Below are 18,996 nucleotides of genomic sequence, written 5' to 3'. Positions count from 1 at the left end.
GGAACGACAATGGTGCGGGCGATCCGCGGTGCGATCCAGGTCGAGGGCAACGACAGGGACGCAATCCTGGCCGGGGTGACCGAGCTGGTCACCGAGGTGATGGGGCGCAACAGGCTCACCACCGACGACGTGATCAGCGTGATCTTCACGGCGACGCCCGACCTGACCGCCGAGTTTCCGGCCCTGGCCGCCCGCAAGCTCGGCTTCCACGACGTTCCACTGATCTGCGCGTCCGAGATCGACGTCCCGGGCGCCCTGCCCCACGTCGTTCGGCTGATGGCCCACGTGGAGACCGACCGGCCGCGCGAGGAGATCCAGCACGTCTACCTGCGGGGTGCGACGGCTTTGCGCGTGGACATCGCCCAGTGAGCCCGTCATGTGCCGCGTCAGCCGTCATGTCCGAGGAGCGGGTGTGAGCCATCCCGAGAGCGTTCTCGTCGTCGGTACCGGCCTGATCGGCACCTCGGTCGCCCTGGCCCTGCGCGGGCACGGGGTGACCGTCTATCTGTCCGACCGTGACGCGGGGGCCGTACGGCTGGCGCGGGAACTGGGCGCGGGCACCGAGTGGACCGAGGGGCGGACCGCGGAGATCGCGGTCATCGCGGTCCCGCCGCACCTGGTCGCCGACCGGCTCGCCGCGCTCCAGCGGGCCGGCGCGGCCCGGTTCTACACCGACGTGGCGAGCGTCAAGGCGCTCCCGCTGCGGCTGGCCGCCGCCCTCGGCTGCGACCTGACCACCTACGTCGCCGGGCACCCCCTGGCGGGCCGGGAGCGCTCGGGGCCGGCGGCGGCCCGGGCGGACCTGTTCCTGGGCAGGCCGTGGGCGCTGTGCCCGACCGAGGAGACCTCGCCGGACGCGGTCGAGGCCCTGCTCGGCCTGATCAAACTCTGCGGCGGCGAGGCCGTCACGGTCGACGCGGCCGAGCACGACAGGGCCGTCGCGGTCGTCTCGCACGCCCCGCACGTGGCGGCCTCGGCGGTCGCCGCCCGGCTCGCCGAGGCCCCGGCCACCGCGCTCGGCCTGGCCGGTCAGGGAGTCCGCGACGTCACCCGCATCGCGGCCGGAGACCCGGACCTGTGGACCGGGATCCTGTCGGGCAACGCGCTGCCGGTCGCCGACGTGCTGGAGGCGGTGGCGGCGGACCTGGCCGCCGCGGCCGCCGCGCTGCGCGCCTCCGCCGACCCGGACGCCCTGGACGACGTCACCGCGCTCCTGCGGCGCGGTGTCACGGGCACGGGCAGGATCCCCGGCAAGCACGGCGGTCCCGCGCGCGCCTACGCGACCGTCCAGGTCATCATCGGCGACCGTCCCGGCGAGCTGGCGCGGCTGTTCCAGGTCGCCCAGGCGGCGGGTGTCAACATCGAGGACGTCCGCCTCGAGCACGCCCCCGGCCTGCCGCTGGGCGCCGCAGACCTGCTGGTCCAGCCCGAGGCCGTGCCGGCGCTGGCGGAGGCGCTGCGGGCCCACGGCTGGCAGCTGCCCTGAGAACGCGGCGGTGGCGGCCCGCTCCGGCGGGCCGTCCGGCCGTTCGATGCGTGACTCCCTCGTCGTTCCCGGTAGCCTCGTACGGACAACTGAAGCGGGCTGCAAGGGAGAGGCTTCGTGACCGGACTGGTCGTCGCCATGGACGGTCCTTCGGGGTCGGGTAAGTCGAGCGCGTCGCGCGGGGTCGCGCGGGCGCTGGGGCTGCGTTATCTCGACACCGGGGCGATGTACCGCGCGATCACGTGGTGGATGCTCCAGCGGGGCGTCGATCTCTCCGATCCCGAGGCGATCGCCGCCCGGGCTCTCGACCCCGTGCTCGTCATCGGCACCGACCCCGACGCCCCGTCGGTGTCGGTGGACGGCGCCGACGCCGTCGCCCCCATCCGCACCGCGGAGGTCACCGCCGCGGTCTCCGCCGTCAGCGCGGTGGCCGAGGTCAGGCGCAGGCTGGTGGCCGAACAGCGTGAGATCGTCGGCGCGGGCGACATCGTCGTCGAGGGGCGGGACATCGGCACGGTCGTCGTGCCCGACGCCCCGGTCAAGATCTATCTCACCGCGAGCGCGGACGCCAGGGCGCTGCGCCGTACGGCGGAGCTGACCGGCACCACGGTGCAGGTGCAGAAGGCCGCGATGGCCAGGCGCGACACCCTGGACTCGACGCGCAAGGCCGATCCGCTGGCGATGGCGGCCGACGCCGTCGAACTGGACACCACGGCGCTCAACCTCGAAGAGGTCATCGCCGAGATACTGCGTTTGATTAAGGAAAAGGCGTGACGGAGGAATACGCGGAAGACAGCGGCTGGATCGAGGCTGAGCTGGCCGATCTGGGTACCGAAGACAGCTCTTACGAGGGGGAGGCCGACGCGGGCCCCCAGCCGGTCGTGGCCGTGGTGGGCCGCCCGAACGTGGGCAAGTCCACACTGGTCAACCGGATCATCGGCCGCCGGGAGGCGGTCGTCGAGGACGTGCCGGGCGTGACCCGCGACCGGGTCACCTACGACGCCACCTGGCGCGGGCGGCGGTTCACGGTCGTCGACACCGGAGGCTGGGACCCCGACGCGACCGGCATGGCCCTGAAGATCGCCGAGCAGGCGCAGGTGGCGGCCGAGCTGGCCGACGTGATCCTGTTCGTCGTGGACGCGATCGTGGGCGTCACCGACGCCGACGAGATCGTCGGGCACGTGCTGCGCAACTCCGGCAAGCCGGTCATCCTCGCGGCCAACAAGGTCGACAACCAGCAGATGGAGCTGGAGGCCGCCGGGCTGTGGTCGCTCGGCCTGGGCGAGCCCCAGCCGGTCTCCGCGCTGCACGGCCGCTCCAGCGGCGACCTGCTCGACGTGATCCTCGAAAAGCTGCCGGAGACGCCGCCGCAGCGCTTCGGCGCCGAGCGGGGGCCGCGCAGGGTCGCCCTGCTCGGCAAGCCGAACGTGGGCAAGTCCTCGCTGCTGAACAGGCTGGCGGGCGAGGAACGCGTCCTGGTCGACCCGATGGCGGGCACCACCAGGGACCCGGTCGACGAGCTGATCCAGCTCGGCGGCAAGACCTGGCGTTTCGTGGACACCGCGGGCATCCGCAGGCGCGACCGCGAGCTGAAGGGCGCCGACTTCTACGCCAGCATGCGCACCCGGGCCGCCCTGGAGCGCTCGGAGATCGCGGTCGTGCTCATCGACGCCAGCGAGGTGCTGACCGAGCAGGACCTGCGGATCATCTCCCTGGTGATCGAGTCGGGCCGTGCCATGGTGGTGGCGTTCAACAAGTGGGACCTCCTCGACGAGGACCGCCGCTACTACCTGGAGAAGGAGATCGACCGCCAGCTCGTCCGCGTGCCGTGGGCGCTGCGGGTCAACATCTCCGCCAAGACCGGCTGGCACGTGGAAAGGCTCGTCCCGGCGCTGGAGAAGGCCCTCGACTCCTGGGCGACCCGGGTCCCCACCTCCCGCCTCAACGCCTTCCTCACCGAGCTGGTCGCGGCCACCCCGCCCCCGGTCAGGGGCGGCAAGCAGCCCAAGATCCTGTTCGCCACCCAGGCGACGACCGAGCCGCCCCGGTTCGTACTGTTCACCTCGGGCTTCCTCGAGGAGACCTACCGCCGCTTCATCGAGCGCCGGATCCGCGAGGAGTTCGGCTTCGCGGGCTCTCCGATCGAGGTCACGATGAAGATCCGCGAGAAGCGGCAGGCACAGAAGAAGAAGTGACCGGCGCCGCGGCCCGGCCGGGACGGAGGCCCGATCCGGACGCCCGGTTCGGGCGTTCCGGTCAGGAGTCCAGGCCGGGCGTCCGGGGCGGGAGCCCGGATCAGGAGTCCGGGCCGGGCCCTTCGGTCAGCGGCTCGGCCCGGGCGGCGGGTGCGTTCTCGGGGCGGTGCGGCAGCAGCAGCGCCGGCAGCGCCCCGGCCGCGCACAGCACCGCGGTGAGCAGGAAGATCTCGCCGTACTCGGTGTGCAGCGCCGCCCGCACCGCGCTCTCGTAGCCGGCCAGGCGCCGGGCGTACTCGGCGGGATCGACGCCGAACGGCAGCGGTGTGTCGAGATGCGCGGTCAGCATCTGGAAACGGTGGAAACCCCACGCCGACAGTCCCGCGACGCCCAGCAGCATGCCCATCATCCGGGCCACGACCACCGCCGCCGAGATCACGCCGTGCCGCGCCGCCGGGGTCACGCGCAGTGCGGCGGACGAGACGGGCGCGATCACCGCGCCGAGGCCGAGCCCCGCGACGACCAGGTCGACGTCCAGCCGGTACCCGGCCGTGCCGAGATCGAGGGGCCACTGTCCGATGCGGACGTAGCCGGCCGCGGCGACCACCAGCCCGGTCACCGCCACCGCCCGCTCGCCGTACCTGCGGGCGGCGACCCCGCCCAGCAGCGCGGCCACCGAGAGCGCGAGCAGGAAGCGGGAGAGCACCAGCGCGCCGTCCAGGGCACCGAGGCCGAGTAGCGTCTGCGCGGACAGCTGCACGTCGACCAGGGTGACCAGCAGCGCCGCGCCGCTCACCAGGCTCACCCCGAGAGCGGCGAGGAACGGGCCGCGCCGTACTCCGGTCATGTCGATCAGCCGGGTCTTCGCCCGTGACTCCCACACCGCGAACGCCACGCACGCCGCCGCCCCGGCCGCCACCGTCGGCGGGCCCCACGAGGGCAGGACGGAGGCACCGGGATCGGGGTTGTGGAGCCCGGCGACCAGCAGGCCCAGCGCGAGGGCCAGTAGCAGGCCGCCCACCACGTCGACGGGGGGCCGCCCGCCCGTCTCGCCGCCCGCGCCGCGCCCCGGAGGCACGGAGCGCTGTACGGCGACCGCCGCGGCGGCGACCAGGGGGACGTTCAGCCAGAAGATCGACCGCCAGCCGCCCAGCTGGACGCCGCCCACCTGCAGGGTGACGGGGACCAGGGTGGCCAGGGCGGCGCCGTACAGGGGGCCGATCACGCTGCCGAGCTCCTGGGCCGCGCCGACCGCGCCGAGCACGACCGGGCGGTCGCGCCCGTCCCACAGGTCCCTGACCAGGGCCATGGTGATGGGCAGCAGCGCGCCTCCCGCGACGCCCTGCAGGGCGCGCCCCGCGACCAGCCAGGCGACCGTCTGGCCCAGGGCGGTGACGACCGAGCCGGCCGCGAAACCCGCCAGGCAGAGGTGGATCAGGGGGCGCCTGCCGTACCGGTCGGAGAGCCGGCCCAGCAGCGGCATGGCCGCGATGTAGCCCAGCAGGAAGCCGGTGACGATCGGGGTGGCCCGTTCCAGGTGGTTCAGCGGGACGTCGACGTCCCTGGCGATGTCGACGAGGACGGTGACCACGACGTAGGCGTCCAGGGCCGCCAGCAGCACCGCGGTGCCACCGGCTCCGAGGACGATCCGCCGCCGGGCCGCCCGGCCGTGCCCGGCCGAGGGGCCGCTCTCAGGGGCCGGAACGGTCACCGGGTCACTCCGCGGGGGCGGTGATCTGGACCGGCGCGTCGTAGTCGTGGAAGGCGACGATCACCTTGCCGCCGGTCAGCGGCAGATCGGCCTTGAGCAGGCGGCTCGTGGCCCTGTCGATCCAGAGCCTGCCGTCGACGTTCTCCTTGAGACCGGGGACCACCGTGGACAGGACCTCCTGGGGGAGCGTGGCCGCGACCCGGTAGGCGTCGGTGCCGTCGATCTTCTCCGCGGCCTCGGTCCTGGGGTTCAGCGCGCTGCCCAGGAGCCGGACGACGCCCTTGTCGGGGTCGAGGACGGCCGACGGATCGTAGATCGCGGCCAGCTGGCCGCGCGACATCTTCTGGAAGCCGCCGGTCACGCCCTTGAAGTGGACGGTCTCCCCGATCAGGACGAAGCTGATCTCCTGCAGGCTGCCCATCACGTCGAGCTGGATGGTGCCGTCGGCGTCGCCGGTCCCGCTCAGGCGGCCGGAGGCCTTCCTGACCGGTACCGGCGGAGTGCCCTCGGTCTCCAGGCCGAAGGTCACGGTCTTGACCGTCCGCATCGCCTCGGCGGCCTTCCTGACCAGCTCGGCGCCCGCGGGCGGGGCCGCCCCGTCCGAGGCGTCACCGCCGCCGCACGCGGTGATCAGGAAGAGCGTGGCGGCGACCGCCGCTGTGAGGATCCGGCGAGGAGACATGGGCGGATCGTAGCGATCGCCCGGTCACCCGAGGGGGATCCGCCGGTATCGGTTTCGCTTCAGCGCAGGCTCTTGAGATGGTTCACCACGGGGGCGTAGGCGGCCTCGAGCTCGTGGAGCTGGTCGTCGGTCAGCAGGTCGATGAAGTGCTGCCGGACGCTGGCCACGTGGTACGGCGCGACTCGCTGGATCGTGGCCCAGCCGTGCTCGGTGAGCACCGCGTAGGTGCCGCGCCGGTCGTCCACGCAGGTCTCCCTGGCCACCAGCCCGGCCGCCTCCATCCGGGAGATCTGGTGGGACAGGCGGCTGCGGGACTGGATCGTGGCGTCGGCGAGGTCGCTCATGCGCATGCGGTGCTCTGAGCTCTCCGAGAGGTTGACCAGGATCTCGTAGTCGTTGACCGACAGCCCGAAGGTCTGCAGATCACGGTCGAGACGGTGCTCCAGGAGTTTGTGGGCGGCCAGGTGGGCACGCCAGGCCCGCTGCTCCATCGAAGTGAGCCAGCGGGGCTCCTCGTCGTCCACCGGTCGTATCACCTGTTTCCTGTTCGCTCTGTGAGAGGTTCTCGCCGGTCGGCCACTTCGCTCGCTGTGTCGCGTTCGCTCCCGGCTCATAGAGCAGAACCTACCTCAGACGGTGGTCACGACCTCTTCGTAGGTCAGCCGGGGGAGGCGGTCGAACCACGCGTCCTCGCCGGGCCTGCCGATGTTGACGACGGCCAGCACGGTGTGGGCGTCGTCGAGGAACTCCTTGTCGATGCCGTCCGCGTCGTAACCGGCCATCGGGCCCGCGGCCAGACCGGCGGCGCGGACGCCCAGGATGAAGTAGCCGACCTGCAGGGTCGCGTTGAACCTGGCGCTGTGGGCGCGCAGGGCCTCGTTCTCGGCGAACATCTCCCTGGCCCCGGCGCTGTGCGGGAAGACCTTGGGAAGCTCCTCGTGGAAGTCCAGGTCGGCGGCGAGAACGGCGACCAGCGGGGCGGCGGCGGTCTTGGCCCGGTTGCCCGGCGCCATGAGGCCGAGCAGGCGCTCGCGGGCCTCGGGGGAGCACACCAGGACGACCCGCAGCGGCTGCTGGTTCATCGCGGTCGGGGCGTACTTGACCAGGTCGTAGATGGCTCGCACCTGTTCGTCGCCGACCGGCTCGTCGGTGAAGGTGTTGGCGGTCCGGGCCTCCCGGAAGAGCAGGTCCTGGGCGGCGGAGGAGAGTGTGAGAGCCATTTTCATCCTTTATGGGTGATATGTGCGGTTTGTCGGTGACTTTCGTTCCCAACATGAGTGAAGATTCAACTATTCCGGGAGGGGAAGGAGACGTGGGTCACGGCCGGGTGAGGTGAATCGCCGGCCTGCTCAGCGGTTCGTCGGCGATGCTGTCGGAGTCCATGCACTCGGCGGCGGACACGGTCACCGAGGCCCTGCTGCTCCTCGGCGTCGCGCTCGACCTCATCCGCGCCAACGCGTCCCTGCTGATCGGTCAGGCCGCGCCGGTGCGGATCGCGCAGGAGATCAGGACCGAACTGCTCGCCCAGCCCGAGGTCGAGGCGATCGTGGAACTGCTGACCATGATGCTGGGGCCCGACGAGATCCTGGTCGCCGCCCGCGTCGACTTCGTGGACGAGACCACGGGGGCGGCACTCGAGCGGGCCGCCGACCGGGTCGAGCGCAGGCTCGTCGAACGCCTCCCGGCGATCTCACAGGTCTTCCTCGGCCCGACTCCCCGCGGACCGGCCCAGCCTGGCCGGGTGGTCGGTGACGACGCCGACCACGACGCCTGAGCCGGTCCGCCACTCCATCAGGTGCCGTCCCTCCCACTGGAGGCGGCGCGGCTCGTCCTCCCCGTGGGATCCGCCGAGGGGGAGCGCGGACAGGTCCGTCGTGCGCAGGCCGTCCATGGTGAGCTCGCCGCGCTTGATGAGCGCCTCCTTGCGGACCCAGAAGCGGATCAGCGTCTCGTTGTCGGGGACGAGGGGCCGTTCGGCGGGGGAGAGGGCCTGCGCGGCAAGGGACTCGTCCAGCGGGCCCGGGGGAATGTGCTCGGCGTCCACGCCGACCCGCCCCGGGCCCGCCGCCGCGCACACGTAGCCCCTGCTGTGGGTGAGGCTGACGCCGAGCCTGGGGATCTCCGCGATGGACGGCCTGCCGTGTCCGGGGCCGCACCGGTCGCAGTACTGCAGCAGCGTCAGCCGCTCCTCGGGGACGCCGGTGACCCGGGCCGCGCAGCGCCGCGCCAGCAGGTGCGCGGCGACGAAGTCGCGCCGGTGACTCTCGTGGCGGAACCTCGCCGCACGCTCTCGCTCCACGTCGGTGAGCAGGTCCAGCGCGGCGGGGGAGTAGATCTCGTCGGTGGGGCCGGCCAACACCAGGCAATCGGGCATTTGTCTAGATTAAGTGGATTGAGTGCTTCCGGAGGGGAAGTGGCACCCCTTTCCGGGGGCGAGAATGATCTTCTGGGGGCTTCTCCGGGGGAGGAGACCCGGGTGCGCTCTCCGGAGGGCCGAGGTGCCCTCCCCGGGCGTGGGTGTCCTCGGAGAGCGCGGGTGGTCTCGGGAGTACGTGTCCTGGGGAAGGCCGGGGACCTCCGAGAGACGGGGCCGGTGAGGGGCCCTCGTCTCCCGGAGGTGTGCGGCCTTCCGGCGGTCAGGTGGCGATCGCCTCCATCCAGCCCTCGACCTCGTCGGGGTGGCGGGGCAGCCCGGCCGACATCAGGCGGGCGCCGTCCGCGGTGATGACGAGGTCGTCCTCGATGCGCACGCCGATGCCGCGCAGTTCGGGAGGGAGCGTCAGGTCGTCGGGCTGGAGATAGAGGCCGGGCTCGACGGTGAGCACCTGGCCCTCCTCCAGCACGCCGTCCAGGTAGACCTCCGCGCGGGCACGGGCGCAGTCGTGCACGTCCAGGCCGAGCATGTGGCCGCTGCTGCACAGCGTGTAGCGGCGGTACAGGCCGTTGCCGGCCTCCATGGCCTCGTCGGCGCCGATCTTCAGCACGCCCCAGTCGTGCAGTCCCTCGGCGATGACCCGCATGGCCGCCCGGTGGAAGTCACGGAACCTCGCGCCGGGCCGCAGGGTGGCGATCGCCGCGTTCTGGGCCTCGTAGACCAGCTCGTAGACCTGGCGCTGGATCGGGCTGAAACGTCCCGACAGCGGCAGGGTCCTGGTGATGTCGGCGGTGTAGAGGTTGTCGGTCTCCACGCCGGCGTCGAGCAGCAGCAGCTCCTGGCGGTTCAGCCGGCCGTCGTTGCGGATCCAGTGCAGGACGCACGCGTGCGCGCCGGAGGCCACGATGCTCTCGTAGCCGACGGCGTTGCCCTCGAGACGGGAGCGCAGGCCGAAGACCCCCTCCAGGTAGCGCTCGCCGCGCCGGTGGGCCAGGGCCGCCGGCAGGGCCCGCACCACGTCCTCGAACCCGCGGACGGTCGCGTCCACGGAGAACTGGAGCTCGGCGACCTCCCACTCGTCCTTGATCAGCCGCATCTCGGACAGAAACATCTCCAGCTCGCCGTCGCCGTCGTGCGGCGCGACCCGGGCGTCCACCGAGGCGTCCACCCCGCGCAGCACCCTGGCGGGTCCCGTGAACACGTCGTCGAGCCGGTCGATCGGCGCGCAGTCGATCAGGTAGAGCGACTCGGCCTCGGCCAGGTCGGGGCGGCGGCCCACCCAGAACTCGCCGTAGCGGCGGTCCCGGTAGAACTCCTGCCCCGCGGTCCCGGGGGCCGAGCGCGGCGAACGGGGGCGCATGAACAGCGTGGCCGCGCCCGAGGGATCGACGACCAGGACGTCGTCCGGCTCCTGGTCGCCGGTGAGGTAGGTGAACGCGCTGTGGGCGCGGAACCGGTAGTCGGCGTCGTTGCTGCGGACCTTGAGCGTGCCGGACGGGATGATCAGCCGCTCGCCCGGGAAACGCGCGGCGAGGGCGGCGCGGCGCTTGGCGGTGTAGACGGCCAGCGGCAGGGAGGTCAGGTCGTCGCGATGGGTGTCGGCCCAGCCGGTGCGCATGAACGCGGCCAGGGCGTCGGAGACCGGCAGGTCGTGGCTGCCGGTGTTGAGTTTGTCGGTCATCGTGTCCCCGGAGGCGGAGGGCAATGGCATTTCACACACTACTTTTGATCGGTGTGACGCGCAGCCCGGAGTCCCCACTCCTCCCCTCGGTCGCCTTCCGTGATTTTGCGGTCACGGGACCCGCCGTCACCCGTGCTTAGAGACCTACCCCGCGGGGCAGAACCTAGGGATACCCCAGCCAGGCTGAACTGAGGTGGTATCGATGCTGATCGGGGCGATTCTGCAGGCCAAAGGGTCGAACGTGGCGACCGTGCATCCCGGGGCGACGGTGACCGAGCTGCTGGCCGTACTCGCCGGGAACAACATCGGCGCCGCGGTGGTCTCCGAGGACGGCTTCTCGATCGTCGGCATCGTCTCCGAACGCGACGTCGTGCGGCGGCTGCACGACCGCGGCGCGGGCGTGCTGGGCGCCTCGGTGGCCTCCATCATGACGACCGAGGTCCGCACCTGCGCGCCCGACGCCCAGGTCGAGGACCTGCGCCAGACGATGACGACGCACCGCATCCGGCATGTCCCCGTCGTCGCCGAGGGGCGGCTGGTGGGCATCGTGAGCATCGGCGACGTGGTCAAGAGCGCCATCGAGACGCTGGAGACCGAGAAGGCCTACCTGGTCGACTACCTGCACCGCTGATCACGCACTGCTGATCACGCACCGCCGGCCGCGCGGGCTCCCGCGGGGAACACGTGGGCGTCCGCCCGGTGCCCGGGGGCCTTCCGCCCGGCAGCCGGGGTCCGCGTGACGCCCGCGTGGGCCCGGCACCGGCCGGGCCCACGGGGTCTTGTCTCCTCCGCGGTTTCTTCCGCGGTCTTCCGTGTCTCCGTCGGGGCGCGGGGCGCCGCCTACTGCACGGTCACCTTGTCGGCCTCGATGGTGATGCCCTTGACCTGCGGTGTCGACGTCCCCGTCGTCACCGTGCCGACCCCGGGGCTGACCCCCTTGACCTTCAGCGTGTAGGTCAGGGTGCCGCCGGGAGTGCCGGGCGTGCTGGCCACCCGCAGGTCCCCGGCCGGGGCCCCGGTGATCTGTCCGCCCGCGGTGCCCTCGTCGTTCTCGGCGCCGACGGTCAGGCCGTAGCTCGCCGGCGGAGTGCCGGGCAGCCTGGCCGGGTCGTAGGTGTAGGTGATGTCCTCCTCACCGTTGAGGCCGATCCACTGCTGGAACACCTTGGTGTCCGAGGTGTTGTAGAGGTTGAGCCGCCACTCGACGACCAGCCACCTGTTCACGCCGTCGGTCAGCGTGCCGACGTAGACGCCCGGCGCGCCGGTGCCGTCCAGGTCGGTCCAGTAGGGGGCGAGCACGTTGTTCGGGGGCGACGGATCGGGCAGGGACTGCGGCCTGGGATTGATGTCGGCCGAGCCCGAGGTGCCTCCCGCGACCGTGTAGCCGTCGGAGACGACTCCGATCCGGGTGTAGGTCTTGCCCGCGTACTTGAAGGCGGGCACGGTGAAGTTCAGCGCCTGCTCGTCGCCGATGGCCGTCGGCGTGAGGCCGAAGGCGTCCAGCGGCAGGTACGGCGCGGGCCCGCTGCCAGGGGTGATGCCCGGCCTGTCCGGCTGCCTGGCGGCGAGGGTGGTCTTCACGGTCGCGATCTGCGAGCCGACCTTCGTGGCGCCGGTCACGGAGTTCAGCCGCAGCCTGCCGTCCAGCGTGGTGACCGCGGTCACCTCGGCGTCCTTGAAGGTGGTGTTCTGCACGCTGACCGTACAGGTGGACTCACCGGTGTTCCGCGGGATCGTGGCGGGCACGCAGGTCTGCTCGACCGGCACGGCGCCCTCCCTGCGGAAGAACGCCACGGGCAGGTGCAGGTCGCGGTCGCCGCCCACCTGCTTGAGGTTCACCTGGCCGAAGTACTGCCCGTCGGGCAGCTCCGGCGCGGTGATCACCACGCTGACGGTCACACTCTTGCCCGGCTTGACGGTGAACAGCGGCGGCAGCACCGCGATGTTCGCGCCGCTCACCGTCGTGCCACCGGCCTGGTAGGTGAGCGTCTTGCCGGTGACGTTGGTGAACGTCCGCTTGGCCGTGATGAGACCCGGCATGGTCGGGGCGTTCACCGACGGCAGGTTGAGGTCGATGCGGTTCAGCTCGTCGTTCGCCGAGGCGGCGAAGTTCTGCGCGGTCTCGTTCAGGGTGAGACCGGGGTCACCGGCCTTGGTCAGGTCGATGCGGCCGCCGCCGAGGTCGAAGGGGTCGGCGGGGGTGACACGGTCCTGCTTGGTGACCGAGGTCTTGGCCGTGGTCTCCAGCGCGGACTTGACCTGGCCGGGGGTCCAGTCGGGGTGCAGCGCGAACACCAGGGCGGCGGCGCCCGTGACGTGCGGCGCCGCCATCGAGGTGCCCGCGATGACCTGGTACAGGTTGCCCGGCGGGCCGCCCGCCGGGCTTTCCAGAGTCGGCGTCTGCCCCGCCAGGATGTGCAGGCCGGGCGCGGCGACGTCGGGCTTGAGGAAGTCGCCGCGGGGGCCGCGCGAGGAGAACGTGGTGATCACGTCGCCCTGCCAGGTGGCCTTGGTGCCCTGGGTGAAGCGCGCGGTCGCGTCCGGGTTGGCGGCAAGGAAGGCCAGCAGCGCGTCGCTCTCCGGCTTGTCGATGTGGACCGTGGGGAGCCAGTGGTTGTCGGTCATCACGTCGAGCGGCGTGGTGTTGTAGAGGATCATGCCCGCGGCGCCGCCCTGGCGCACGTTGAAGCCCTTGAGCACCCGGTCAGGTCCGCGCTGGCAGGCGACGATCTTGCCGGAGAACAGGCCGGCGGGCGCCGGGGTCGTGCACAGCGGGTTCGAGTACGGCGGCGCGGAGGCGAGCACCACCCGCTGCGGGGAGGCGACGCCCCCCGTGACGGAGGCGCCCTTCAGCGTCGCGGTGGCGGTGCCCGTACCGGCCAGCGTGATCGTCGACTGGAACGTCCGGTTCTGCGTGGAGGCCGCGACCGTGGTCACCCACGGGCTGACGTGGTCGACGGTCGCGGCGCCCGGTCCCGAGTTGCCCGCGGAGGCGGAGACGAGCACGCCGGCCGCGTAGGCGTCGAGGAAGGCCAGCTCCACCGGGTCGCTGTAGGGGGAGCTGCCTCCTGAGATGGAGAAGTTGATCACGCGGACGCCGTCGAGGATCGCCCGGCCGACCGCCTGCGCGGAGTCGGACGGGAAGCAGCCCTGCTGGCCGCAGACCTTGTAGACCGACACGTGCGCCGCGGGGGCGATGCCGTGGATCGGGCCGCGGCTGATGCCGAGCGGGTTGGCGTCGGCCACCGGGCCGCCGGCCGAGGTGGTCGCGGTGTGCGTGCCGTGGCCGTTGGAGTCACGGGCGCTGTCCGGATACACCTCTCCCGGATAGACGGAGTTGTAGGTGTCCATGAACGGCGCCCCGCCGATCAGCTTGCGGTTGCAGACGAACGGGTCGGCCGCCGGGGTCAGCGGGTTGTCCCCGAAGTTGCAGACACGCGGGGTGCCGTCCTTGGTCGGGGGGACGGCGGGCAGCGTGCCGGGGTCGGCGAACTGGGGGTGCTCGGGCCAGGCACCGGAGTCCAGGACGCCGACGATGACGCCCTTTCCGGAGGAGGAGCTGCCGCCCAGCTTGCTGTAGATCGCGGGCGCCCCGATGAAGGAGGCGCTGGAGTCGGTCTGGAGCTGCTCGGGCTTGTCCTCCTGGACGGCGGCCACCCCCGGCAGCTTCAGCACCGTGGCCGCCTTGTCGGCGGGAATCCTCAGTGCGATGCCGCCGTAGACGGTCCGCAGTCTCTGACCCGCCTTGGCGCCCGGCACGTTCTTGGCCAGCGCGGAGAGGAAGGTGTTCTCGACGTCCTCGATGTGCTTTTCGTATTTCCGGGCGTCAGGGCTTTTGATATCGAGAGCTCTGCCGGTTTTGGCGGGGCTCGTGGCGGGGAGGCCGTCAAGCTCACCCTGATACGCGGAGTAGGAGTCGTAGTCGAGTTTGACCATCACGCTGACGGTCGCGCCGGAGGTGGACTTCAGCAGCGCCTGGTCGCTCTGCGCGAGTTTGCCGGTCTGTGACTTGGCGCCCTGCACCAGTTCCCCACCGGTCAGCGGAGTCGCCGTCCACTTCTCCCCCGAGGCCGGGGTCGGGGCCGGATCCGCGCTCGCCGGCGGCGCCATCGCCGCGACGAGTCCAGCGGTCGCGGCGATCGCCGCCGCGCGCCGAGCCCTCGATAAGTAGGACTTACCTGACAAATGGACCTCCCTGTAGGACGCATGACCGTGTCACGCCGTCAGGAGGTGCCAGGTCACCCGCGCACGCCCGAGTCAGGGCATGGCTGAGGAGGACTCGGCCCTCCCCGTTGGGTGACGAGAGAACGGCCGCCCGAAGGGCGGCCGATCATGATTGGGAGCCTAACCAGAGGCCATTTATTTGCCTAGATCCGGAAATTGCCACAATCAACATGGGAATTGGTCAAATCTAATTACCTGAGCCGCCCGCCGGGCCGCCAGGTCCGTCTCCCTCTTCCGTGGTTCCGCCGTCCCGGCTTCCGCGGTTCCGCCGTCCCGGGCCGCCCGCCGTCTCGCGGGGCCGTCCGGCCGTCCGGCCGTCCGGCGGTCCGCGGGACACGGGGCTCGCCCGCGGCGGCGGAGGATGAGAGGCTTGGACACGTGAAACTGAAGCTGGATCTCCATCCGATCTTCAATCGCGGCGGTGAGATCGACAAGGCGCTGCGGGACATCATCGACGAAGCCATCAGGAAGAAGGCCACCGAGGTCGAGATCATCCCGGGGAAGGGCTCCGGCCAGCTCAAGAAGAAGGTGCTGCGCTTCCTCGACCAGAAGGAGATCAAGGCGCTTTACCACCGCATCGACAAGGACTCCAAGAACCACGGCCGCCTGTTCGTCTACTTCCGGCACAAGTGAGAAGGGCGGGTTTCCTGTCTGCGGAAACCCGTCAAAACCCCTTCCGAGCTGGGGTTTTTCGTCTCGCTATATCTCGTTAGACCTCATCCCGTCCCGGCGTGATGTGCCCTGAGTGTGCCCTGGGATAGGGCGCAACTATCTTCCTGCTTCACCTCGCGGCTTCACCTCGCGGCTTCACCTCGCGGCTTCGCCTTGATTCCGTTCTCTCTCGCGAGCTTGCGTACGTACGCGTCAGTGAACGGCGAGTGCGCCACAACGTCTGTGGGCCGCTCTCCTGCCCTCAGTGCTTCGAGCACGCTGGCGACCACCGCTTTGCGCGACTCCTCGTGTGCGGCTTCTGTCTCTCGATACCGGCGCGTGCTCTCGTCGAGTGTGCCCAGCGGATCGATGTCTCTCGTCATGCGAAACAGGCTAGCGCAACTCACTTGCGCTATCCACTGGCGATCGCTACCGTTGACCGCAACAGACAACCGCAACAGAGATGCGCTAGGGAAGGCTGACCCCCGCGACTGTCTGAAAGCAAAACGGGCCTGCCCGGTGCAGCAACACCGGAACAGGCCCTAAATCGCCCCACCTGCACAACCAGGAGGACCGACCTATGGGTCACCCTATCCAGCCGTGCCTGCGTAACGACAGGTCCGGAATCGTCCACCGCGCCATTGACGGCGTCCCCGCCTGCCCGGCCCGCACCCGTACCGGCGCCTACACCGCCACTGACGCGCCGGTCACCTGTAAGCACTGTCTCAAGGCCAGCGCCGAACCGCAGGCCGACATCATCGCCCTGTCCGACGCCCAGCTCGACGGGATCGCGTGCGTCCGCTGCGGCGACACCGGCGCCCCCATGGTGCCCGCCGGCCACGCCGAGCGGGGCCAGTTGTTCGAATGCACTCGCCACCGTGAGCCGGCCGCCCCGGTCGAGGCGCCCAGCCCCCGTGAGCTGTCCGACAGCGAACTCATGGTCGGCTACTACGCCGGTTACTTGTCGGCCGTGACGATCTTGAGGGACGTCATTGCCGAGATCGGCCTTAACCCCGATGAGTGGGCGCTCGACGCACGGCAGGGGCTCACCTCCGACGAACACGACGAGATCGCGCACGCTGCCAGGCTCGTGCTGTGGCGTCGCCGCGGCGTCAAGGTGCCCGCCGACCCGATGAGCGAGGCGGCCATGTCCGCCGGGGTCCTGCTCGGCGTCGAGCTCGCCGAGCGGTACGGCGTGGTCGAGGCGAGGCGCCGGGCGACGCGCGGCGCCGATGGCCTGACCCGCCTGCAGACGGAGAAGACGGTGCGGTTCGTGCGGGGCCTGGTCAGGCCGTCCTACGTCGAGGATCCAGAGGGTTCGCCGTGCGGGGATCTGCGGTGCGGCATCTGCTACATCACGGCGGTGGCGGCATGAGCATCTGCCCCACCTGGTGCGAGTCGACGCACACCCCGGGCGGCGTTCCCGGGCACTCCAAGGTCGTGTTCGCCGGTCCGCCGTCCGCGATCCTGCTGCAGGACGGCGACGAAGCGCCGTTCATCAGGTTCGTCTACCCGGTGGGCGACCGGTCGCGTCTGCTGGACACCACGGTGCAGCTGTCCGCGGACTTCGGCGACGTCATCGACACGTTGACGATCCACAACGCCGGCGACTTCGCCGCGGCACTGCGCAACGCCTACCGGCTGACCGGAGGTGAGGTGTGAGCCAGCGCCGAGACTGGACTGTCCTTGCCTGTGTTGCCCTGGTCGCCGTCGCTACCGTCGTGGCGTCGTTCACCGCTCAGGCCGGGCTCGGCGAGCTCGCCGGGTGGGTGAAGAATCTGCACCTCTTCGGCGTCGAGGTGTCGATGTCGTGGCTGTTGCCGGTCACGGTCGACGCCTACGGAATCGCCGCTACGAGGATCGCGACGAACAAGCGCCGGTATTCGGCGGAGGTGCGCGCCCACGCGTTCGGGCATGCTCTCGCCGCGGTGGTGGTGTCGGTGCTGGGCAACGCCATGTACCACCTGCTTGAGGCGCGCGTGATCGTGCTGGGGTCCGCGGCGTGGGTGTTGGTGGTTGCCGTGTCGGTGGTTCCGCCGATCGCTCTCGGCGGTCTGGCGCATCTGCTGGGCATCGCCGCCCGGGACGAGGTCGAGGCGGTCGCCGTACCCGCAAATCCGGCACATGTGTCGGATTTGGTCGAGGTCGAGCCGGTAGCCGTACCTGCAAATCGCGCACATGTGCGCGATTTGGTCGAGGGGTCCGGGGCCGAGGTCGTCGAGGAGGTCGAGCCGGGGACGCCGAATCGTTTTCACGGGAACGATTTGCCTGCCGACGTACCCGACGTACCCGCCTCGTCACCTGCACCGACACCGGTTCTCACACCCGCCCCTGATGAGCTGTTCCCGGTCGCCGCCGAGAGGTACGCCGACGCTCTCGCCGAGGGCCAGGTGCCCGCGCTGACCCGCATCAAGAAGGAGTTGCGGGTCGGTCAGCCGAGAGCCGCACGGATCCGCGGCTATCTGCTCCAACTCGCTCAGCCCTGACCCCGTTCCGCCCCGGGCGCGGTGTTCGCGCCCGGGGCCACACCACGAAGGAGACCCCCATGGTTCAGCTCAGGCTGATGCACACGACCGACGCGGCCCGGGTCGCCGAGGTGCTCGACATCCTGTTGCCGTGGATCGCCCAGTGCCCCGACCTCATCGTCGGCGACCCGGTCGAGCTCGGCACCCGCGGCGGCACCGGGTCACGGGTCGCCGTCGAGGTCATCCCCGCTTCCCGGGCGGCCCGGCCGGAACCGGTGCGGGTGCGTGCCGAGCGAGTCGACGGCGACGAGCGGAGTCCGGCCCGGCGCCGTACCGGTAGCCGTCGAGCGCTACCGCCCGGCCGGTAGGTTCCCGGCGCTGGAAGCCGTTCCCTGCACACCCAGGGCGGACAAATCGGACAGCGACTATGGAACAATTTCCACAGTCGCTGTCCGTTATGTTCCGTTCGCTCCCCACGTCCCGGGGTGGACCACCTCGGCCAAGTCAAGACGTAAATTTGCGTCTTGACCTTCGCTCCCGCGCACCCGGGGCGGACGCGCCGCTGTCATGAATTGTCGAAATTTCGACATTTCGTTCCCCGCACGCCCCGGGCGGACCGGCAGCGGGAAACTGCTCGGGATCCCGAGCAGTTTCGTTCCCCGCACGCCCGGGGCGGACAGGCGTTCAACTGTCGGATTTCCGACAGTTGCCGTCTCGCTCCCGCACGCCCGGGGCGGACTCTCGGTGACCTGCTACGCCTTGTCGGCCGGCCAGTTCTCCCGGTCGGCGACGAAACTTCCTCTTTGCGGCAACGTGATCACAAGGCCCTCTTCTCGCAGCAGGGCGACGGCCGCCCGCGCGGTGTCCCTGGCCACGCCGTGATCAGCGACCATCGACGACTCGGACGGGATCGGATCGCGCGGCTGGAGCTCACCGGACAGGATCCGGTCGCGGATCACCTTGGCCACCTGGCGATAGATCGGCTCCGGGTCGAAACGGTCAATGGTCATCATGCGCTGACCGTACGGACGTCTCCCACGCTGCTCATATGGGCAACGTGGTAGACGAGCTAGACAAGGGCAACGTATGGTCAGAGCATGACCACCCCCACCAGCGAAAACGACACGTCCACTCCGCCGACGGACGCCCCATATGTCGGCCCTCTCGACTGGCGCACCGGTCACCCCGACTCACCGGAAATCCGGGCCGCGGTGGTCATGGGCGCCCTCGCCATATGGCACAGGACCTGGACGCCATGAGCGGTGACGGTCTGCCCACTGACCCGTTTTGGCAGGCAATCATGGGCATCCACGACAACGCCTACCTGACTCCCCGGGCACAAGCGGCGGTCGAGCACGACGACCTCACCCGCTGCGCTCACTGCAGGCAGATCATCTACCAGGTAGAAGACACACCGGATGCGCCATGGATGGCGCGCAGCAGGAGTAGAGCCTGCCGTAAGGGTCCTGACGGCGTACACGCCCCCTGAGACTTCCCGGCCGCGCGTCGCCTGCGTTACCAGGCTGG

At 70.7% G+C, this 18,996-nt stretch carries 21 protein-coding genes; 12 read left to right on the top strand and 9 right to left on the bottom strand.

What is annotated here, in order from left to right; all coding sequences use genetic code 11:
* Window positions 1–9: 9 nt before the first annotated feature.
* The 4 genes from aroH (at window position 10) to der (ending at window position 3,681) form a co-directional block, all read left to right on the top strand.
* Window positions 10–369 (top strand): chorismate mutase, encoded by a 360-nt coding sequence (gene aroH, locus AB0N02_RS13680; RefSeq protein WP_363945662.1) that lies wholly within the window; start codon window positions 10–12, stop codon window positions 367–369.
* A 43-nt stretch (window positions 370–412) separates the two neighbouring features.
* Window positions 413–1,486: a prephenate dehydrogenase gene (locus tag AB0N02_RS13675; RefSeq protein ID WP_363945660.1), complete on the top strand. Its 1,074-nt coding sequence runs from the start codon at window positions 413–415 to the stop codon at window positions 1,484–1,486.
* Window positions 1,487–1,603: 117 nt separating this feature from the next.
* The gene (gene cmk, locus AB0N02_RS13670) at window positions 1,604–2,260 is read left to right on the top strand and encodes a (d)CMP kinase (RefSeq protein ID WP_363945659.1); all 657 of its coding nucleotides are present in this window, start codon (window positions 1,604–1,606) and stop codon (window positions 2,258–2,260) included.
* 41 nt (window positions 2,261–2,301) lie between these two features.
* Complete coding sequence (gene der / locus AB0N02_RS13665) at window positions 2,302–3,681, top strand: ribosome biogenesis GTPase Der (protein ID WP_363945921.1); 1,380 nt, start codon at window positions 2,302–2,304, stop codon at window positions 3,679–3,681.
* Window positions 3,682–3,781: 100 nt separating this feature from the next.
* Here the strand turns inward: der and AB0N02_RS13660 are convergent, their stop codons facing one another.
* The 4 genes from AB0N02_RS13660 to AB0N02_RS13645 form a co-directional block, all read right to left on the bottom strand.
* On the bottom strand, window positions 3,782–5,392 hold the full coding sequence (locus AB0N02_RS13660) for an MFS transporter (protein WP_363945657.1): 1,611 nt from the start codon (window positions 5,390–5,392) through the stop codon (window positions 3,782–3,784).
* Window positions 5,393–5,396: 4 nt separating this feature from the next.
* Entirely contained in the window at window positions 5,397–6,074 is a 678-nt protein-coding gene (locus AB0N02_RS13655; protein ID WP_363945656.1) for an LppX_LprAFG lipoprotein, read from the bottom strand.
* Window positions 6,075–6,133: 59 nt separating this feature from the next.
* Window positions 6,134–6,598 carry a MarR family transcriptional regulator gene (locus tag AB0N02_RS13650; protein ID WP_363945654.1) on the bottom strand — a complete coding sequence of 155 codons (465 nt, stop codon included), beginning with the start codon at window positions 6,596–6,598 and terminating at the stop codon, window positions 6,134–6,136.
* Window positions 6,599–6,703: 105 nt separating this feature from the next.
* Entirely contained in the window at window positions 6,704–7,294 is a 591-nt protein-coding gene (locus AB0N02_RS13645) for a malonic semialdehyde reductase (RefSeq protein WP_363945652.1), read from the bottom strand.
* A 146-nt stretch (window positions 7,295–7,440) separates the two neighbouring features.
* On the opposite strand from AB0N02_RS13645, the gene AB0N02_RS13640 reads away from it, so the two are divergent.
* Complete coding sequence (locus tag AB0N02_RS13640; RefSeq protein ID WP_363945651.1) at window positions 7,441–7,848, top strand: hypothetical protein; 408 nt, start codon at window positions 7,441–7,443, stop codon at window positions 7,846–7,848.
* On the opposite strand, the gene AB0N02_RS13635 is transcribed toward AB0N02_RS13640, so the two are convergent.
* Both AB0N02_RS13635 and AB0N02_RS13630 read right to left on the bottom strand, forming a co-directional pair.
* The gene (locus tag AB0N02_RS13635; protein ID WP_363945649.1) at window positions 7,765–8,448 is read right to left on the bottom strand and encodes a 4'-phosphopantetheinyl transferase superfamily protein; all 684 of its coding nucleotides are present in this window, start codon (window positions 8,446–8,448) and stop codon (window positions 7,765–7,767) included. The two genes, AB0N02_RS13640 and AB0N02_RS13635, sit on opposite strands and share 84 nt — an antisense overlap.
* A 262-nt stretch (window positions 8,449–8,710) precedes the next feature.
* Window positions 8,711–10,129, bottom strand: coding sequence for an aminopeptidase P family protein (locus AB0N02_RS13630; protein ID WP_363945647.1), 1,419 nt, complete (start codon window positions 10,127–10,129; stop codon window positions 8,711–8,713).
* 202 nt (window positions 10,130–10,331) lie between these two features.
* On the opposite strand from AB0N02_RS13630, the gene AB0N02_RS13625 reads away from it, so the two are divergent.
* Complete coding sequence (locus AB0N02_RS13625; RefSeq protein ID WP_363945646.1) at window positions 10,332–10,760, top strand: CBS domain-containing protein; 429 nt, start codon at window positions 10,332–10,334, stop codon at window positions 10,758–10,760.
* A gap of 209 nt (window positions 10,761–10,969) precedes the next feature.
* Here the strand turns inward: AB0N02_RS13625 and AB0N02_RS13620 are convergent, their stop codons facing one another.
* Entirely contained in the window at window positions 10,970–14,314 is a 3,345-nt protein-coding gene (locus AB0N02_RS13620; RefSeq protein ID WP_363945644.1) for a S8 family serine peptidase, read from the bottom strand.
* Window positions 14,315–14,731: 417 nt separating this feature from the next.
* Here AB0N02_RS13620 and AB0N02_RS13615 point away from each other — a divergent pair, with 417 nt between their 5' ends.
* Window positions 14,732–14,986 (top strand): Smr/MutS family protein, encoded by a 255-nt coding sequence (locus AB0N02_RS13615; RefSeq protein WP_363945642.1) that lies wholly within the window; start codon window positions 14,732–14,734, stop codon window positions 14,984–14,986.
* A 161-nt stretch (window positions 14,987–15,147) separates the two neighbouring features.
* On the opposite strand, the gene AB0N02_RS13610 is transcribed toward AB0N02_RS13615, so the two are convergent.
* Window positions 15,148–15,387 carry a hypothetical protein gene (locus tag AB0N02_RS13610; protein WP_363945640.1) on the bottom strand — a complete coding sequence of 80 codons (240 nt, stop codon included), beginning with the start codon at window positions 15,385–15,387 and terminating at the stop codon, window positions 15,148–15,150.
* Window positions 15,388–15,584: 197 nt separating this feature from the next.
* On the opposite strand from AB0N02_RS13610, the gene AB0N02_RS13605 reads away from it, so the two are divergent.
* From AB0N02_RS13605 to AB0N02_RS13590, 4 genes are read left to right on the top strand one after another with little or no spacing between them, the layout of a single operon-like run.
* Window positions 15,585–16,379 (top strand): hypothetical protein, encoded by a 795-nt coding sequence (locus AB0N02_RS13605; protein ID WP_363945639.1) that lies wholly within the window; start codon window positions 15,585–15,587, stop codon window positions 16,377–16,379.
* Window positions 16,376–16,666: a hypothetical protein gene (locus AB0N02_RS13600; RefSeq protein ID WP_363945637.1), complete on the top strand. Its 291-nt coding sequence runs from the start codon at window positions 16,376–16,378 to the stop codon at window positions 16,664–16,666. The genes AB0N02_RS13605 and AB0N02_RS13600 overlap by 4 nt, the downstream gene beginning before the upstream one ends.
* Window positions 16,663–17,490, top strand: coding sequence for a hypothetical protein (locus AB0N02_RS13595; protein ID WP_363945635.1), 828 nt, complete (start codon window positions 16,663–16,665; stop codon window positions 17,488–17,490). The genes AB0N02_RS13600 and AB0N02_RS13595 overlap by 4 nt, the downstream gene beginning before the upstream one ends.
* Before the next feature lie 59 nt (window positions 17,491–17,549).
* Window positions 17,550–17,837 carry a hypothetical protein gene (locus AB0N02_RS13590; RefSeq protein WP_363945634.1) on the top strand — a complete coding sequence of 96 codons (288 nt, stop codon included), beginning with the start codon at window positions 17,550–17,552 and terminating at the stop codon, window positions 17,835–17,837.
* Window positions 17,838–18,221: 384 nt separating this feature from the next.
* Here the strand turns inward: AB0N02_RS13590 and AB0N02_RS13585 are convergent, their stop codons facing one another.
* A complete protein-coding gene (locus tag AB0N02_RS13585; RefSeq protein WP_363945632.1) occupies window positions 18,222–18,482 on the bottom strand; it encodes a winged helix-turn-helix domain-containing protein in 261 nt (86 codons plus the stop codon).
* An 84-nt stretch (window positions 18,483–18,566) separates the two neighbouring features.
* Here AB0N02_RS13585 and AB0N02_RS13580 point away from each other — a divergent pair, with 84 nt between their 5' ends.
* On the top strand, window positions 18,567–18,728 hold the full coding sequence (locus AB0N02_RS13580) for a hypothetical protein (RefSeq protein ID WP_363945631.1): 162 nt from the start codon (window positions 18,567–18,569) through the stop codon (window positions 18,726–18,728).
* Window positions 18,729–18,996: the final 268 nt, after the last annotated feature.

It is taken from the genome of Streptosporangium sp. NPDC051022 (genome assembly GCF_040683035.1).
GTDB lineage: Bacteria > Actinomycetota > Actinomycetes > Streptosporangiales > Streptosporangiaceae > Streptosporangium.
Note: the sequence above shows the minus strand (reverse complement) of the source record. Positions and strands in the feature narration are given on the sequence as shown.

Coding starts and splice junctions, on each gene's coding strand:
- AB0N02_RS13645 (WP_363945652.1), bottom strand. CDS start 7,294: ATGGCTCTCACACTCTCCTCCGCCGCCCAGGACCTGCTCTTCCGGGAG.
- AB0N02_RS13585 (WP_363945632.1), bottom strand. CDS start 18,482: ATGATGACCATTGACCGTTTCGACCCGGAGCCGATCTATCGCCAGGTG.
- AB0N02_RS13630 (WP_363945647.1), bottom strand. CDS start 10,129: ATGACCGACAAACTCAACACCGGCAGCCACGACCTGCCGGTCTCCGAC.
- AB0N02_RS13610 (WP_363945640.1), bottom strand. CDS start 15,387: ATGACGAGAGACATCGATCCGCTGGGCACACTCGACGAGAGCACGCGC.
- AB0N02_RS13590 (WP_363945634.1), top strand. CDS start 17,550: ATGGTTCAGCTCAGGCTGATGCACACGACCGACGCGGCCCGGGTCGCC.
- AB0N02_RS13635 (WP_363945649.1), bottom strand. CDS start 8,448: ATGCCCGATTGCCTGGTGTTGGCCGGCCCCACCGACGAGATCTACTCC.
- AB0N02_RS13605 (WP_363945639.1), top strand. CDS start 15,585: ATGGGTCACCCTATCCAGCCGTGCCTGCGTAACGACAGGTCCGGAATC.
- aroH (WP_363945662.1), top strand. CDS start 10: ATGGTGCGGGCGATCCGCGGTGCGATCCAGGTCGAGGGCAACGACAGG.
- AB0N02_RS13640 (WP_363945651.1), top strand. CDS start 7,441: ATGCTGTCGGAGTCCATGCACTCGGCGGCGGACACGGTCACCGAGGCC.
- AB0N02_RS13580 (WP_363945631.1), top strand. CDS start 18,567: ATGACCACCCCCACCAGCGAAAACGACACGTCCACTCCGCCGACGGAC.
- AB0N02_RS13600 (WP_363945637.1), top strand. CDS start 16,376: ATGAGCATCTGCCCCACCTGGTGCGAGTCGACGCACACCCCGGGCGGC.
- AB0N02_RS13655 (WP_363945656.1), bottom strand. CDS start 6,074: ATGTCTCCTCGCCGGATCCTCACAGCGGCGGTCGCCGCCACGCTCTTC.
- AB0N02_RS13625 (WP_363945646.1), top strand. CDS start 10,332: ATGCTGATCGGGGCGATTCTGCAGGCCAAAGGGTCGAACGTGGCGACC.